Annotated in this window: 16 protein-coding genes; 7 read left to right on the top strand and 9 right to left on the bottom strand. The window is 61.2% G+C overall.

Annotated elements, in window-relative coordinates; all coding sequences use genetic code 11:
* Window positions 1-12: 12 nt before the first annotated feature.
* The gene (gene algW, locus V3W39_RS15915) at window positions 13-1,167 is read right to left on the bottom strand and encodes a Do family serine endopeptidase AlgW (protein ID WP_010177003.1); all 1,155 of its coding nucleotides are present in this window, start codon (window positions 1,165-1,167) and stop codon (window positions 13-15) included.
* Between the two features lie 103 nt (window positions 1,168-1,270).
* Between algW and V3W39_RS15910 the strand changes: the two genes are divergently transcribed.
* From V3W39_RS15910 to cysN, 3 genes are all read left to right on the top strand, one after another.
* Window positions 1,271-2,029, top strand: a complete 759-nt coding sequence (locus V3W39_RS15910; protein WP_330212944.1) for a Nif3-like dinuclear metal center hexameric protein — start codon at window positions 1,271-1,273, stop codon at window positions 2,027-2,029.
* Window positions 2,030-2,301: 272 nt separating this feature from the next.
* On the top strand, window positions 2,302-3,219 hold the full coding sequence (gene cysD, locus V3W39_RS15905; protein WP_016971196.1) for a sulfate adenylyltransferase subunit CysD: 918 nt from the start codon (window positions 2,302-2,304) through the stop codon (window positions 3,217-3,219).
* A gap of 9 nt (window positions 3,220-3,228) precedes the next feature.
* A complete protein-coding gene (gene cysN / locus V3W39_RS15900; protein ID WP_008432291.1) occupies window positions 3,229-5,127 on the top strand; it encodes a sulfate adenylyltransferase subunit CysN in 1,899 nt (632 codons plus the stop codon).
* A gap of 191 nt (window positions 5,128-5,318) precedes the next feature.
* Here cysN and V3W39_RS15895 read toward each other — a convergent pair whose 3' ends face one another.
* From V3W39_RS15895 to V3W39_RS15885, 3 genes are read right to left on the bottom strand one after another with little or no spacing between them, the layout of a single operon-like run.
* Window positions 5,319-6,218, bottom strand: coding sequence for an acyltransferase (locus V3W39_RS15895; RefSeq protein WP_330212943.1), 900 nt, complete (start codon window positions 6,216-6,218; stop codon window positions 5,319-5,321).
* Entirely contained in the window at window positions 6,219-8,318 is a 2,100-nt protein-coding gene (pta, locus tag V3W39_RS15890; RefSeq protein WP_017476010.1) for a phosphate acetyltransferase, read from the bottom strand.
* A 60-nt stretch (window positions 8,319-8,378) separates the two neighbouring features.
* Window positions 8,379-8,717 (bottom strand): DUF3565 domain-containing protein, encoded by a 339-nt coding sequence (locus V3W39_RS15885; RefSeq protein WP_177077163.1) that lies wholly within the window; start codon window positions 8,715-8,717, stop codon window positions 8,379-8,381.
* On the opposite strand from V3W39_RS15885, the gene V3W39_RS15880 reads away from it, so the two are divergent.
* The 3 genes from V3W39_RS15880 to V3W39_RS15870 all read left to right on the top strand — a co-directional run bounded on the left by V3W39_RS15880 (window position 8,686) and on the right by V3W39_RS15870 (window position 11,129).
* A complete protein-coding gene (locus V3W39_RS15880; protein WP_003208457.1) occupies window positions 8,686-9,171 on the top strand; it encodes an FKBP-type peptidyl-prolyl cis-trans isomerase in 486 nt (161 codons plus the stop codon). The genes V3W39_RS15885 and V3W39_RS15880 overlap by 32 nt on opposite strands.
* A gap of 135 nt (window positions 9,172-9,306) precedes the next feature.
* Entirely contained in the window at window positions 9,307-9,789 is a 483-nt protein-coding gene (locus V3W39_RS15875) for a glutathione peroxidase (RefSeq protein ID WP_177048139.1), read from the top strand.
* A gap of 236 nt (window positions 9,790-10,025) precedes the next feature.
* A complete protein-coding gene (locus tag V3W39_RS15870; protein ID WP_330212942.1) occupies window positions 10,026-11,129 on the top strand; it encodes an NADH:flavin oxidoreductase in 1,104 nt (367 codons plus the stop codon).
* A 94-nt stretch (window positions 11,130-11,223) separates the two neighbouring features.
* On the opposite strand, the gene V3W39_RS15865 is transcribed toward V3W39_RS15870, so the two are convergent.
* Both V3W39_RS15865 and cysZ read right to left on the bottom strand, forming a co-directional pair.
* Entirely contained in the window at window positions 11,224-12,402 is a 1,179-nt protein-coding gene (locus V3W39_RS15865; protein ID WP_330212941.1) for a glycosyltransferase family 4 protein, read from the bottom strand.
* A gap of 64 nt (window positions 12,403-12,466) precedes the next feature.
* Window positions 12,467-13,222, bottom strand: coding sequence for a sulfate transporter CysZ (cysZ, locus tag V3W39_RS15860; RefSeq protein WP_177048132.1), 756 nt, complete (start codon window positions 13,220-13,222; stop codon window positions 12,467-12,469).
* Between the two features lie 293 nt (window positions 13,223-13,515).
* Between cysZ and trxB the strand changes: the two genes are divergently transcribed.
* The gene (gene trxB / locus V3W39_RS15855) at window positions 13,516-14,478 is read left to right on the top strand and encodes a thioredoxin-disulfide reductase (protein ID WP_177048130.1); all 963 of its coding nucleotides are present in this window, start codon (window positions 13,516-13,518) and stop codon (window positions 14,476-14,478) included.
* Between the two features lie 186 nt (window positions 14,479-14,664).
* On the opposite strand, the gene V3W39_RS15850 is transcribed toward trxB, so the two are convergent.
* The 3 genes from V3W39_RS15850 to folX are packed head-to-tail and all read right to left on the bottom strand — an operon-like array spanning window position 14,665 to window position 15,687.
* The gene (locus tag V3W39_RS15850; RefSeq protein ID WP_177048128.1) at window positions 14,665-15,003 is read right to left on the bottom strand and encodes a HopJ type III effector protein; all 339 of its coding nucleotides are present in this window, start codon (window positions 15,001-15,003) and stop codon (window positions 14,665-14,667) included.
* Complete coding sequence (locus V3W39_RS15845) at window positions 14,996-15,292, bottom strand: DUF1244 domain-containing protein (RefSeq protein ID WP_063033096.1); 297 nt, start codon at window positions 15,290-15,292, stop codon at window positions 14,996-14,998. The genes V3W39_RS15850 and V3W39_RS15845 overlap by 8 nt, the downstream gene beginning before the upstream one ends.
* Before the next feature lie 23 nt (window positions 15,293-15,315).
* The gene (folX, locus tag V3W39_RS15840; protein WP_177077171.1) at window positions 15,316-15,687 is read right to left on the bottom strand and encodes a dihydroneopterin triphosphate 2'-epimerase; all 372 of its coding nucleotides are present in this window, start codon (window positions 15,685-15,687) and stop codon (window positions 15,316-15,318) included.
* Between the last annotated feature and the right edge of the window lie 2 nt (window positions 15,688-15,689).

Raw genomic sequence — 15,689 nt, 5'->3', positions numbered from 1 at the left:
CTCCCGGCGCCGTTATTCCTCTTCTTTCACCGGCGCAGGCGGCGGACGCAGGCCCACTTCTGCCTGCAGCTTGATCTCCTTGCCATTGCGCATCACCTGGATCGCCACCTTGTCGGTCGGCTTTATCCGCGCCACCTGGTTCATCGACTTGCGCCCGTCGCCGGCTGGTTCGCCGTCGATGCTGAGGATCACGTCGCCCAGTTGCAGGCCGGCTTTCTGCGCCGGGCCATCGCGGAAGATCCCGGCGACTACGATGCCAGGGCGCCCGGTCAGGCCAAACGACTCGGCCAGTTCCTTGGTCAAGGGCTGTACTTCAATCCCCAGCCAGCCGCGAATCACCTGGCCATGCTCGATGATCGACTTCATCACTTCAGTGGCCAGCTTCACCGGGATGGCGAAGCCGATGCCCTGGGAGCCGCCGGACTTGGAGAAAATCGCCGTGTTGATGCCGGTCAGGTTGCCGTTGGCATCCACCAGCGCACCGCCGGAGTTGCCGGGGTTGATCGCGGCGTCGGTCTGGATGAAGTCTTCGTAGCTGTTGAGGCCCAACTGGTTGCGCCCGGTGGCGCTGATGATGCCCATGGTCACCGTCTGGCCGACGCCGAACGGGTTGCCGATGGCCAGCGCCACGTCACCCACGCGCAGCCCTTCGGAGCGGCCGATGGTGATCGAAGGCAGGCCTTTCAAATCGATTTTCAGTACTGCGAGGTCGGTTTCCGGGTCGCTGCCGACCACACGGGCCAGGGTTTCCCGGCCATCACGCAGGGCCACGACAATCTGGTCGGCACCGGTGGTCACGTGGTTGTTGGTCAGGATGTAGCCTTCCGGGCTCATGATCACGCCGGAGCCGAGGCTGGATTCCATGCGCCGCTGCTTGGGCCCGTTGTCGCCGAAATAGCGGCGGAACTGTGGGTCTTCAAACAGCGGGTGCGCCGGTTTGTTGATGACTTTGGTGGTGTACAGGTTGACCACGGCGGGGGCGGCGATCACCACCGCGTCGGCGTAAGTCACCGGGCCTTGTACCACCGCGCTGGTTTGCGGTGCCTGTTGCAGGTTGACATCGAAAGTCGGCAGGCCGACCAGTTGTGGATAACGCTGAATAATCAGCATCGCGATCAGCACGCCAGCCAACAATGGCCATCCAAAAAAACGCAGTGCCTTGAGCATTAAGAAAAATCCTGACAGGTTGCAGGGGACGGGAGAGCGCCCATAATGTCGCGCATTATACGAGGCCGTGAGCGCCTCTGAACGGGATATTTAGGAGTCTTTTATGGCCGTAGCCCTGAGCACCTTAGTCGAGGAAGCGGACCGCTACCTTAATAGTGCAAAAATCGCCGATTACTGCCCCAATGGCCTGCAGGTCGAGGGTCGGCCGCAGGTGCTGCGTATCGTCAGCGGCGTGACCGCCAGCCAGGCACTGCTGGACGCGGCGGTGGAGGCCCAGGCCGACCTGGTGCTGGTACACCACGGCTATTTCTGGAAAGGCGAAAGCCCGTGCATCACCGGCATGAAGCAGCGCCGCCTGAAAACCCTGCTCAAGCACGACATCAGCCTGCTGGCCTATCACCTGCCCCTGGATCTGCACCCGGAAGTCGGCAACAACGTGCAACTGGCCCGGCAACTGGACATCACCGTCGAAGGCCCGCTGGACCCGGACAACCTCAAGGTCGTGGGCCTGGTGGGTTCCCTGGCCGAGCCGGTGTCGCCCCGCGACTTCGCCCGCCGCGTGCAGGAAACCATGGGCCGCGAGCCGCTGCTGATCGAGGGCAGCGAGATGATTCGCCGGGTCGGCTGGTGCACCGGGGGTGGCCAGGGTTATATCGACCAGGCGGTGTTGGCCGGGGTCGATTTGTACTTGAGTGGCGAGGCGTCGGAGCAGACGTTCCACAGTGCCCGGGAAAACGACATCAGCTTTATCGCGGCCGGGCATCACGCCACTGAGCGGTATGGTGTGCAGGCGTTGGGTGATTACCTGGCACGGCGTTTTGCCCTGGAACACCTGTTCATCGATTGCCCCAACCCCATCTAAAGAACACCACCAACAATGGATAATCCCCAATCCTTGTGGGAGCTGGCTTGCCTGCGATGCAGGCACCGCGGTTGGTCAGTTACACCGCGGCGATGCCATCGCAGGCAAGCCAGCTCCCACATTGACCGCGCTCTGTGCCCCAAACCCCGAGGTATATTCATATACCGTTTCGATCTAGCCGGCTCCCTCAATAGAATCAGGCGCTGTGCTAGCATGCCCCGCTCGAACACGGCCCGCTGGCCGTCCATAAGATCGTTTTTCCGTGAGTAACCATGGTCGACAAACTGACGCATCTGAAACAGCTGGAGGCGGAAAGCATCCACATCATCCGCGAGGTCGCCGCCGAGTTCGATAACCCGGTGATGCTCTACTCGATCGGTAAAGACTCCGCCGTGATGCTGCATCTGGCACGCAAGGCATTTTTCCCGGGCAAGCTGCCGTTTCCGGTGATGCACGTCGACACCCGCTGGAAATTCCAGGAGATGTACAAGTTCCGCGACAAGATGGTCGAAGAGCTTGGTCTGGACTTGATCACCCATATCAATCCGGATGGCGTGGCGCAGAACATCAACCCGTTCACCCACGGCAGCGCCAAGCACACCGACATCATGAAGACCGAGGGCCTCAAACAGGCCCTGGACAAGCATGGTTTCGACGCAGCATTCGGCGGTGCCCGTCGCGATGAAGAGAAATCCCGTGCCAAAGAGCGCGTGTACTCGTTCCGCGACAGCAAGCACCGCTGGGACCCGAAAAACCAGCGCCCGGAGCTGTGGAACGTCTACAACGGCAACGTCAACAAGGGCGAGTCGATCCGTGTGTTCCCGCTGTCCAACTGGACCGAGCTGGACATCTGGCAGTACATCTACCTGGAAGGTATCCCGATCGTTCCGCTGTACTTCGCCGCCGAACGCGAAGTGATCGAGAAGAACGGCACGTTGATCATGATCGACGACGACCGGATCCTCGAGCATCTGTCTGACGAAGACAAAGCCCGAATCGTCAAAAAGAAAGTACGTTTCCGTACCCTTGGCTGCTACCCGTTGACGGGCGCGGTGGAGTCCGAAGCCGAGACGCTGACGGACATCATTCAGGAAATGCTCCTGACGCGAACTTCCGAGCGCCAGGGCCGTGTCATCGACCACGATGGTGCAGGCTCGATGGAAGATAAAAAACGTCAAGGCTATTTCTAAGGGGCTGTCATGTCGCATCAATCTGATTTGATCAGCGAGGACATCCTCGCCTACCTGGGCCAGCACGAGCGCAAGGAAATGTTGCGCTTCCTGACCTGTGGCAACGTCGACGACGGCAAGAGCACCCTGATCGGGCGCCTGCTGCACGACTCCAAGATGATCTATGAAGACCATCTGGAAGCCATCACCCGCGATTCGAAAAAATCCGGCACCACCGGCGATGACATCGACCTGGCGTTGCTGGTCGACGGCCTGCAGGCCGAGCGTGAGCAGGGCATCACCATCGATGTTGCCTACCGCTACTTCTCCACCGCCAAGCGCAAATTCATCATCGCCGACACCCCCGGCCATGAGCAGTACACCCGCAACATGGCCACCGGTGCGTCCACCTGTGACCTGGCGATCATCCTGATCGACGCCCGCTACGGCGTGCAGACCCAGACCCGCCGCCACAGCTTTATCGCCTCGTTGCTGGGCATCAAGCACATCGTGGTGGCCGTCAACAAGATGGACATCAACGGTTTTGACCAAAGCGTATTCGAGTCGATCAAGGCCGATTACCTGAAGTTCGCCGACGGTATCGCGTTCAAGCCGAGCACCCTTGCCTTCGTGCCGATGTCGGCGCTCAAGGGCGACAACGTGGTGAACAAGAGCGAGCGTTCGCCCTGGTACACCGGCCAGTCGCTGATGGAAATCCTCGAGACCGTCGAGATCGCCAACGACCGCAACTACACCGACCTGCGTTTCCCGGTGCAGTACGTCAACCGTCCGAACCTGAACTTCCGTGGTTTTGCCGGCACCCTGGCCAGCGGCATCGTGCACAAGGGCGACGAAGTGGTGGTGCTGCCGTCGGGCAAGAGCAGCCGCGTCAAATCCATCGTCACCTTTGAAGGTGAACTGGAAAACGCAGGTCCCGGCCAGGCCGTGACCCTGACCATGGAAGACGAGATCGACATCTCCCGTGGTGACCTGTTGGTACACGCCGACAACGTGCCGCAAGTGACCGACGCCTTCGACGCCATGCTGGTGTGGATGGCCGAAGAGCCGATGCTGCCGGGCAAGAAATACGACATCAAGCGCGCCACCAGCTACGTGCCGGGTTCCATCACCAGCATCGTGCATCGCGTGGATGTGAACACCCTGGAAGAAGGCCCGGCGAGCGCCTTGCAGTTGAACGAGATCGGCCGGGTCAAGGTCAGCCTCGACACAGTGATCGCCCTGGACGGTTACGCGAGCAACCGCACCACCGGTTCGTTCATCGTCATCGACCGGTTGACCAACGGCACCGTGGCCGCCGGCATGATCATCGCACCGCCGGTGACCCATGGCAGCGCGGCGCAGCATGGCAAGTTGGCGCACGTGGCCACCGAAGAACGCGCCCAGCGCTTCGGCCAGCAACCGGCGACCGTGTTGTTCAGCGGTTTGTCGGGCGCCGGCAAAAGCACCCTGGCCTACGCTGTTGAACGCAAGCTGTTCGACATGGGCCGTGCGGTGTTTGTGCTGGATGGCCAGAACCTGCGCCACGACCTGAACAAGGGCTTGCCGCAGGACCGTGCCGGGCGTACCGAGAACTGGCGTCGTGCCGCGCATGTGGCGCGTCAGTTCAACGAAGCGGGCTTGTTGACCCTGGCTGCGTTCGTGGCCCCGGATGCTGAAGGGCGTGAGCAGGCCAAGGCACTGATCGGCGGTGATCGTTTGCTGACCGTTTATGTGCAGGCTTCGCCGCTGGTGTGCGCCGAGCGTGACCCGCAAGGCTTGTACGCGGCGGGCGGGGATAACATCCCGGGTGAGTCCTTCCCGTATGACGTGCCGTTGAATGCCGACCTGGTGATCGACACCCAGGCACTGTCGCTGGAAGACAGCGTCAAGCAAGTGCTGGAGCTGCTGCGTCAGCGCGGCGCGATCTAAGCTTTACGCGCACAAAAAAGCCCGCCACCGATCACTCGGTGGCGGGCTTTTTCAAATCATCAAGGCCAACTCGGTCAACTGGGGGAGCTGGCTTGCCTGCGATAGCGGTCTGTCAGTGCATGCAGTTTTAGCTGACCCACCGCTATCGCAGGTAAGCCAGCTCCCACATTAAATTTGCATCCACATGTTGATCAGCGGCGGGCTGGGAAGTCTTTGTGAAGCTGTTCGAGAAGCACATCCTTCTCTTCCCACAACCGGTTGATCCAACCCTGGAACGCCAACCGATACTCCCCATCCTGCTCATAATTCTTGCCGATGAACTCGGCCGGAATCTGCACTTCCTCAAACTGCACGACCACGTCCTTCACATTGCCGCACAGCAAATCCCAATAACCAGGACGCCCGCCAGGGTAGTGAATGGTCACGTTCACCAGCGACTTCAACTGCTCGCCCATGGCATCCAGCACAAACGCAATGCCGCCCGCCTTGGGCTTGAGCAAGTAGCGAAACGGTGACTTCTGCTGCGCATGTTTACCGGGAGTAAACCGCGTGCCCTCGGCAAAGTTGAAAATGCCCACCGGGTTGTGGCGAAATTTCGCGCAGGTCTTGCGGGTGGTTTCCAGATCCTTGCCTTTCTTCTCCGGGTGCTTTTCCAGGTACGCCTTGGTGTAGCGCTTCATGAACGGGAAGCCCAGTGTCCACCACGCCAGGCCGATCACCGGGACCCAGATAAGCTCTTGCTTGAGGAAGAACTTCAGCGGGCGAATACGCCGGTTGAGCACGTATTGCAGCACCATGATATCGACCCAGCTCTGGTGGTTGCTGGTCACCAGGTACGAGTGCTGATAGTCGAGGCCTTCCAGGCCCTTCAAGTGCCAGCGGGTGCGGCGTACCAGGTTCATCCAGGCCTTGTTGTTGCTGATCCAGGCCTCGTGGGTCTGGTTCATCAGCCATTCGCTGAAGCGCTTGGCAAACGGCAACGCCTTGAACAGCGCCACGATAAACAGGAACGAGCACAGCAGGATCGTGTTCAACGCCAACAACAGCGAGGCGATCACCCCGCGCACGGCGGCAGGTAGAAAATCCAGCATTTAGACATCCATAGGTCGGTTGGCGGCTTGAATCGCGGTCAATGCGATCGTGTACACAATGTCGTCCACCTGCGCCCCGCGGGGCAGGTCGTTTACCGGCTTGCGCAGGCCTTGGAGCATTGGCCCCAGGCTCACGCAATCGGCGCTGCGCTGCACCGCCTTGTGGGTGGTGTTGCCGGTGTTCAGGTCGGGAAACACAAACACCGTGGCCTTGCCCGCCACCAGGCTGTTGGGCGCCAGTTGCCGGGCCACGGTTTCGTTGGCGGCGGCGTCGTATTGCAACGGGCCGTCGATCAACAGCGAGCTTTGGGCTTCGTGGGCGAGCAGGGTGGCTTCGCGGACTTTCTCGACTTCTTCGCCTGTGGCGGAGTCACCGCTGGAGTAACTGATCATCGCCACCCGTGGCGTGATGCCGAACGCGGCAGCCGAGTCGGCGCTTTGCAGGGCGATTTCCGCCAGTTCCGCCGCACTTGGGTGCGGGTTCATCACGCAGTCGCCGTACACCAGCACTTGCTCCGGGAACAGCATGAAGAATACCGACGAGACCAACGTGCAGCCCGGCGCGGTCTTGATCAACTGCAAGGCCGGGCGAATGGTGTTGGCGGTGGAGTGGATGACGCCGGAGACCAGGCCGTCGACTTCATCCAGCGCGAGCATCATGGTGGCGATCACCACGGTGTCTTCCAGTTGCTGCTCGGCCATCGGCGCGTTGAGGCTTTTGGTTTTGCGCAGGGCCACCATGGGCTCGACGTAGCGTTGGCGAATCAGGTCGGGGTCGAGAATCTCCAGGCCTTCGGGCAGCTCGATGCCATGGGCGCGGGCTACCGCTTCCACGTCTGCCGGCTTGGCCAGCAGCACGCAACGGGCAATGCCCCGTGCCTGGCAGATGGCGGCGGCCTGCACGGTCAGCGGCTCGCTGCCTTCGGGCAGCACGATGCGCTTGTTGGCGGCCTGGGCGCGCTGGATCAGTTGATAGCGGAACACCGCCGGCGACAGGCGCATTTCCCGCGGCGTGCCGCAGCGTTGGTGCAGCCAGCGGGCGTCGAGGTGGCTGGCGACGAAATCGGTGATGATCTCCGCACGTTCGCGGTCATCAATCGGGATTTCCTTGTTCAGGCTGTTGAGCTGGTTGGCAGTGTCGTAGGAGCCGGTGCTCACCGACAACACCGGCAGCCCGGCCTGGAACGCGCCACGGCACAGGTCCATGATCCGTGGGTCGGGCAGGGTGTCGCTGGTCAGCAGCAGGCCGGCCAGCGGCACGCCGTTGATGGCGGCCAGGCTGACGGCGAGGATGATGTCGTCGCGGTCGCCGGGCGTCACTACCAGCACGCCGGGCTTGAGCAGTTCCACGGTGTTGCGCATGGTGCGGGCGCAGATGATGATCTTGGTCATGCGCCGGGTTTCGTAATCACCGGCGTTGAGGATCTGCGCGCCCATCAGGTCGGCCACGTCGCGGGTGCGCGGGGCGTTGAGTTCCGGTTGGTACGGAATGCAGCCCAGCAGGCGGAAATCGCCGCTGCGCAGCAACGGCGAATGCTCCTTGAGGCGCGCCGAGAACGCTTCCATGCTTTCGTCGGTGCGCACTTTGTTGAGGATCACCCCCAGCACTTTTGGATCTTTCGGGCCGCCGAACAGCTGGGCCTGCAGTTCCACGCGGCCGGAGAGTTCGGTGAGCACTTCGTTTTCCGGGGCCGAGACCAGGATCACCTCGGCGTCCAGGCTCTTGGCCAGGTGCAGGTTGACCCGGGCGGCGTAGCTGGCGCTGCGGGTCGGCACCATGCCTTCGACGATCAACACGTCCTTGCCCACGGCGGCTTGCTGGTAAAGGGTGATGATTTCTTCCAGCAGCTCATCCAGCTGGCCGTCGCCGAGCATCCGCTCTACGTGGGCCAGGCCCAGGGGCTGCGGCGGTTTGAGGCCGTGGGTACGGGCTACCAGCTCGGTGGAGCGCTCGGGGCCGGTGTCGCCGGGGTGCGGCTGGGCAATCGGTTTGAAGAAGCCGACTTTCAGCCCGGCCCGTTCAAGGGTGCGCACCAGCCCAAGGCTGATGGAGGTCAGACCCACACCAAAATCGGTGGGCGCGATAAAAAAAGTCTGCATGCGGATTCTCTAAAGGTGCATGGCATGGGTCCGGGCCTATGTCTGGCCTGTAACCGAATTTCAATCCCTAAGGTTATCGCTAACCGGGCCTTGAGCACACCAGCCACAGGCAAAGGGCTCGCCTATTTTTTCAAGGCGTTGCGCCGGGTCCGTGACCCAGGCGCGGGATTGCCAGGGCGGCTGGTGGCGCAGGTGCTGGGTGTGGCCGCAGGAAAGCTCGACGACCCAGTGCTGGTCTTCGTCCTGGTGAAATCTGACGACCGTCGGGTCAGTTGTTCGACCCCGTCCGTCCGGGTTGTGTTCGCTTTCGGGCAAATCCTTGTTTAGACTTGTCCGTTCTTCATTCTTCTGCAAAAGGTCTCGCCCCATGCCGATCGCCGCCAATAAGGCTGTCTCCATTGACTATACCCTGACCAACGACGCTGGTGAGGTCATCGACAGTTCTGCCGGCGGCGCGCCGCTGGTCTACCTGCAAGGTGCAGGTAACATCATCCCGGGCCTGGAAAAGGCCCTGGAAGGCAAAGAGGTCGGTGACGAACTGACCGTTGCCGTAGAACCTGAAGATGCCTACGGCGAATACGCTGCCGAACTGGTCAGCACCCTGAGCCGCAGCATGTTCGAAGGTGTCGACGAGCTGGAAGTGGGCATGCAGTTCCATGCTTCCGCTCCGGACGGCCAGATGCAAATCGTCACCATCCGCGACCTGGACGGCGACGACGTGACCGTCGACGGCAACCACCCGCTGGCTGGCCAGCGCCTGAACTTCCAGGTGAAGATCGTCGCTATCCGTGACGCTTCCCAGGAAGAAGTGGCCCACGGCCACGTGCACGGCGAAGGTGGTCACCACCATTAATTGACTGAGCGACGCTCTGTCAGTTGGAAAAAGGCGCCTTCGGGCGCCTTTTTCATTTGGCGGCTATTCTTGCCGACTTGGCGGCTGTAATCTCGAATGGCCGTTACGAAGAACATGGGATATCTGGAGTTCGTCATGAGTGCTTTCCACGACCTTAAACTCAAAGCCCTGGATGGTCAGGAGCTGCCTCTGGCGCCCTTCAAGGGGCAAGTCGTGCTGGTGGTCAACGTCGCCTCCAAATGTGGTTTGACCCCACAGTACGCAGCGCTGGAAAACCTCTATCAGCAATACAAAGCCCAGGGTTTCACCGTCCTCGGGCTGCCGTGCAATCAATTTGCCGGGCAGGAACCGGGTACCGAAGAAGAAATCCAGGAATTCTGCAGCCTCAATTACGGCGTGACCTTTCCCTTGGGCAGCAAGCTTGAGGTCAATGGCCACGATCGCCATCAGCTGTATCGCTTGCTGGCGGGCGAGGGCGCCGAGTTTCCCGGGGACATCACCTGGAACTTTGAAAAATTCCTGCTGGGCAAAGACGGCCGGGTGCTGGCGCGTTTCTCCCCGCGTACACCACCTGATGACCCTGCCATCGTGCAGGCGATTGAAAAAGCCTTGAACTGATACGTTCAGCACTGTCGAGTGAGCTTCTGTGGCAAGGAAGCTTGCTGTGGTGAGGGCGCTTGCTGTGGCAAGGAAGCTTGCTGTGGCGAGGGAGCTTGCTCCCGCTGGGCTGCGAAGCAGCCCCCCCATGCCCTCCCGCTTTTACCCCTTAATCACCCCGATCAATAGTGCTATCCAGCACGCTGCACACTCCATATTATCCACATCATAAATTCCTTTTCTTATGGAGTGCTCCCATGCCTGTCCAAGCTTTGTTCAAACCGTTCCAGCTCGGTGCACTGCAACTGCCGAGCCGCGTGGTCATGGCGCCGATGACCCGTTCATTCTCCCCGGGCGGCGTGCCCAATTCCAAAGTGATCGAGTACTACCGCCGCCGCGCCGCTGCCGGCGTAGGCCTGATCATCACCGAAGGCACCGTGGTCGGTCACCCGGCTTCCAACGGTTACCCGAACGTCCCGCACTTCTATGGCGAAGCCGCCCTGGCCGGCTGGAAGAAAGTGGTCGACGCGGTGCACGCCGAAGGCGGCAAGATCGTTCCGCAACTGTGGCACGTGGGCAGCGTACGGCGCATCGGCACCGAGCCGGATGCCAGCGTGCCAGCCTACGGCCCTACCGAAAAACTCAAGGACGGCAACGTCGTCGTCCACGGCATGACCGTGCAAGACATCAAGGACGTGATCGCCGCCTTCGCCCAAGCCGCCAAGGATGCCCAGGGCATCGGCATGGACGGCGTGGAAATCCACGGCGCCCACGGCTACCTGGTGGACCAGTTCTTCTGGGAAGGCACCAACCAGCGCACCGACGAATACGGTGGCGACCTGGCCAACCGTTCGCGTTTCGCCATCGAATTGATCCAGGCCATCCGCGCCGCCGTTGGGCCGGACTTCCCGATCATCCTGCGTTTCTCCCAGTGGAAGCAGCAGGACTACACCGCGCGCCTGGTGCAAACCCCAGAAGCGCTGGGTGAATTCCTCAAGCCGCTGTCTGACGCCGGCGTGGATATTTTCCATTGCTCCACGCGCCGTTTCTGGGAGCCGGAATTCGACGGCTCCGAGCTCAACCTGGCCGGCTGGACCCGCAAGCTCACCGGCAAGCCGACCATCACCGTGGGCAGCGTCGGCCTGGATGGCGAGTTCCTGCAGTTCATGGTCAACACCGACAAGGTTGCGCAACCGGCCAGCCTGGAAAACCTGCTGGAGCGCCTGAACAACGACGAGTTTGATCTGGTCGCCGTGGGCCGTGCGCTGCTGGTGGATCCGGATTGGGCGCTGAAGGTTCGCGAAGGCCGTGAGGGCGACATCCTGCCGTTCAGTCGTGAGGCGTTGACGACGTTGGTGTAAGCGGCGTCTGGTATGACGCTATCGCGGGCAAGCCCGGCTCCCACAGCTAATCGCATTCCAATGTGGGAGCCGGGCTTGCCCGCGGATACCTGCGTCAGATCAAGCGTGATTCCCCTGCAATCACCGGCTGCTCGCCACATACCCCGCGCAACTGCCGCTCAAACTGCTCGACAATCGCCGGCCAACCCTGACGGCTGGCGTGTTGCCGGGCATTGAGCCGCACCCGCCGCAGGCTCTCGCGCTCTTCCAGCAGCCAATTGGCGGCATCGCAAAACGCTTCTTCATCTCCCGGCATCGCCAGCACGCCGCTGTAGCCATGGCGAATGTGCTGGGTCGCGGCCGCCTGGTCGTACGCCACCACACCCAACCCTGAAGCCATGGCTTCCAGCACTACGTTGCCGAAGGTTTCGGTGAGGCTGGGGAACAGGAACAGATCCCCGGACGCATAGTGCCGGGCCAGCTCTTCACCGCGCAGGGTGCCGCAGAAAATCGCTTCCGGCAGTTCCTTTTCCAGCGTTGCCCGTTGCGGGCCATCACCGACAATGATCAGTTTCATCTGGCGCAGTGGATAAGTGTCCTGCAATGTCTCGAAGCAACGCTTGAGCAACCCGAGGTTTTTCTCCTGTGCCAGGCGGCCCACGTGCAGCACCGCGGTTTGCTCACTGTTCAACCCCCAACTTTCCCGCAACGCATTGTCGCGTTTGGCCGGGTGAAACAGCTGGCTGTCGACACCGCGGGCGAGCATGCCCAGGCGCTCGAAATGGCGGCGTTCCAGCTCCAGGCGCTGACTGGCGCTGGGTACCAGGGTCAAGGTCGAGCGGTTATGGAACCAGCGCAGGTAGTGGGTCAGCATCCGGCTGAGCATGCCCAGGCCGTACTGGTTGGAGTACTGCTGGAAGTTGGTATGGAAGCCACTCACCACGCTGATGCCCAGGCGCCGCGCGGCCCGCAACGCAGACAGACCCAGCGGCCCTTCCGTGGCGATATACAGCACATCCGGGCGCTGGCGAGTCCAGCGCCGCAGCAACTTGTGCATCGACGACTGGCCCCATTGCAGGCCCGGGTAGCCCGGCAGTGGCCAGCCGCGGCACAGCATCAGGCCGTCGTCGCTGGGCCGGCTCTGGTCGCTGCCCTGGCGCGGGCGAACCAGTTCGACTTGATGCCCGCGCGCGCGCAAACCTTCACACAGGCGGCCAAGGGTATTGGCCACCCCGTTGATCTCTGGCGGGAAGGTTTCGGTGATCAGGGTGATGTGGAGCGAAGCTGTCGTCATGACCCACAGTGTCGGCGTGGGCCATGTCGTCATTGTGTCTTTTGGATGATGGATTTATGACGACTCAGGCCTTTTTAAGGGCCTGAGCCTCGGCGCCTTGTTCACGCACCCAGAACAGCGTGGCCCCGGCCACCGCCGCCGGCATCATCAGCAGGTTGACCACCGGCACCAGCAGCACCAGGTAAACGATGCCGCCAAAACTCATGCTCTGCCAGCGCTTCTGACGCAGCCAGGCGAGCATTTCGTTCCAGCCCAGCTTGTGGTTATCCGCCGGGTAGTCGATGTACTGGATCGCCATCATCCACACGCCAAACAGCAGCCACAATGGCGCGGCCACCAGGTTGACCACCGGGATGAACGACAGGATAAACAGGCCGATGGCCCGGGGCAGGAAGTAGCCCAGTTTGCGCATTTCCCGGGCCAGGGTGCGCGGGACCATGGCCGCCAGTTCGCCCCAGCTGAACGCCGGAAAATCATCGGTGCCGCGCACCACCACTTCGACCTTTTCCGACAGAAAGCCGTTGAACGGCGCAGCGATGATATTGGCAAGCATGGTGAAGGTGAAAAACACCATCAGCACCACCAGCACCACGAACAAAGGCCACAACAGATAGTTGAGGAAGCTCAGCCAACTCGGCAGCGTCGGCATCAGCGTATCGACCCACAGGCTGAACTGATGGCCGGCGAAGTAGATCAACCCGACGAACAGTATCAGGTTGATTGCCAGCGGCAGCAGCACGAACAGGCGCAGGCCGGGGCTGAGCACCAGTTTGAGGCCTTCGCGCAGGTATTGGGGGCCTGAAAGAACGGGGGCGGGCATGGGTAACTCCGGGCAATGGGGGCGAACGCGCCGACCTTACCGGCTTTGCGAGGACCGGGAAAGCACGGCCCGCATCACGACATTAACGGTAACAAAGGTGTCGATTAATAGAGGGCACGGGATAGAGACCACCTATGAGCTGGATTGTTATTCCGTATTTCCTTAATCTTGCCACCCTCTATACGCTGCACCCATTATTTTCAGGATCTGCGAGTTCAAGCCTTCCCCAAGTGCTTCGCGGTCCTTTTTTATTCCAGCCGTTCTGTAGTCCGGGCGGTCGATAGGAGTGAGTCATGTCTGATACCCGTCATTCGCGAGTGATTATTCTCGGTTCCGGCCCTGCCGGTTACAGCGCTGCCGTCTACGCTGCCCGGGCCAACCTCAAGCCGCTGCTGATCACCGGCATGCAAGCGGGCGGTCAGTTGACCACCACCACCGAAGTCGACAACTGGCCCGGCGACGTCCACGGCCTGACCGGCCCGGTGCTGATGGAACGCATGAAAGAACACGCCGAGCGTTTCGAAACCGAAATCGTGTTTGATCACATCAACGCAGTCGACTTCTCGAAAAAGCCTTACAGCCTGACCGGCGACAGCGGCGTGTACACCTGTGACGCGCTGATCATCGCCACCGGCGCCAGCGCGCGTTACCTGGGCCTGCCGTCGGAAGAAGCGTTCATGGGCAAGGGCGTTTCGGCCTGCGCGACCTGCGACGGTTTCTTCTACCGCAACAAGCCCGTGGCTGTGGTCGGTGGTGGCAACACCGCGGTGGAAGAGGCGCTGTACCTGGCCAACATCGCCAGCACCGTGACCCTGGTTCACCGCCGCGAGACTTTCCGCGCCGAGAAGATCCTGATCGACAAGCTGCATGCCCGCGTTGCCGAAGGCAAGATCATCCTCAAGCTCAACGCCACCCTGGATGAAGTCCTGGGCGACAACATGGGCGTGACCGGTGCTCGCCTGAAGAACAACGACGGCAGCTTCGACGAGCTGAAAGTTGACGGTGTGTTCATCGCCATCGGCCACACCCCGAACACCTCGCTGTTCGAAGGCGTGCTGGATGCCAAAGACGGTTACCTGATCGTGCAGGGCGGCCGTGAAGGCAACGCGACTGCCACCAACATCGAAGGCATCTTCGCGGCCGGTGACGTGGCCGACCACGTTTACCGCCAGGCGATCACCTCCGCCGGCGCGGGCTGCATGGCGGCACTGGATGCCGAGCGTTACCTCGACGGTTTGAAGGACGCTTCGTTCTAAACCGCTGAAACAAAAAAACCGGCTGCGAGGCCGGTTTTTTTATGTCCGCGATTTATGCCGCACCGCATTCCAGAAGTGATAACCCAATCACTGTGGGAGCTGGCTTGCCTGCGATAGCGGCGTTGGCTGACACACCGCTATCGCAGGCAAGCCAGCTCCCACATTAAACCGGGTTATCCAATTGAATCAGCGTCGGGTCAGTGGCTGCTGAGTGAACTTCACACCCGCCAACCCATGCTCGATCAGCGCACGAATGTTGCCATGGTCACTGCCCTCAGGCGTGGCCAGTACCGAGCGGTAATGCTCGCCAAACGCCAACAGCGCTTGCTGGTCGCTCAAGCCTTCCAGCAACGCCAGGCCCAGGGTCTTGCACGAGCCTTCGTTCTGCCCGGCGGCATTCTCCACGCCGCCATTGGTGAAGGCCTGTGGCTGGTAATCGTAACCGGCGGCCACGAAGGCCAGGGTGTCGGCGAAGGCGTGTTCGCCGCTGTTGAGGCTGGCGCGCAGGGTGTTCAGGTCAGTCATGGGTTTTTCCTTTGGCGAATGCCGCTTGCTGTTCGGCACTGGCTTCTTGCTGGTATTGGGCTTTCCACTCGGCGTACGGCATGCCGTACACCACTTCACGGGCGTCATCCAGGCTCAGCTCGATGTGGCGCTCGTCGGCCTCGGCCTTGTACCACTTGGACAAGCAGTTGCGGCAGAAGCCTGAGAGGTTCATCAGGTCGATGTTCTGCACATCCTTGCGGCTGTCCAGGTGGGCCACCAGCCGGCGGAAGGCGGCGGCTTCGAGTTCAAGGCGTTGTTGATCGTTCATGATGCTCACTGCAAAGGTAAGGGTTAGCGACTGGCCGCCAGGGTGATCGACACCGATTCGGCAAAACGCAACGCATGGGGTTTGTCGACTTCGACTTCGGCATACAGCACCGACACATTGCTCATCACCAGGTCGAGGATTTCCTGGGTCAGGCGCTCCAGCAGGGCAAAACGATTGCCTTCCACGTGGGCGATGATGGCCTTGGTGATGGTGCGGTAGTTCAGCGCGTGGTCGATGTCGTTGTCGCGTACGGCTTCCTGGGCGGCATACAGGATGGTCAGGTTGATCAACACATCCTGCTTGTTGAGGATTTCATCCTCGTTGATCCCGATAAACGTGCGCAGGCACAGGTCTTTGACCCGGATGCGCGCCATGCCTGGCTGAAGTTGTGGCATTG

This window comes from Pseudomonas sp. Z18(2022) (assembly GCF_036346535.1).
Taxonomy (GTDB): domain Bacteria; phylum Pseudomonadota; class Gammaproteobacteria; order Pseudomonadales; family Pseudomonadaceae; genus Aquipseudomonas; species Aquipseudomonas yamanorum_A.
Note: the sequence above shows the minus strand (reverse complement) of the source record. Positions and strands in the feature narration are given on the sequence as shown.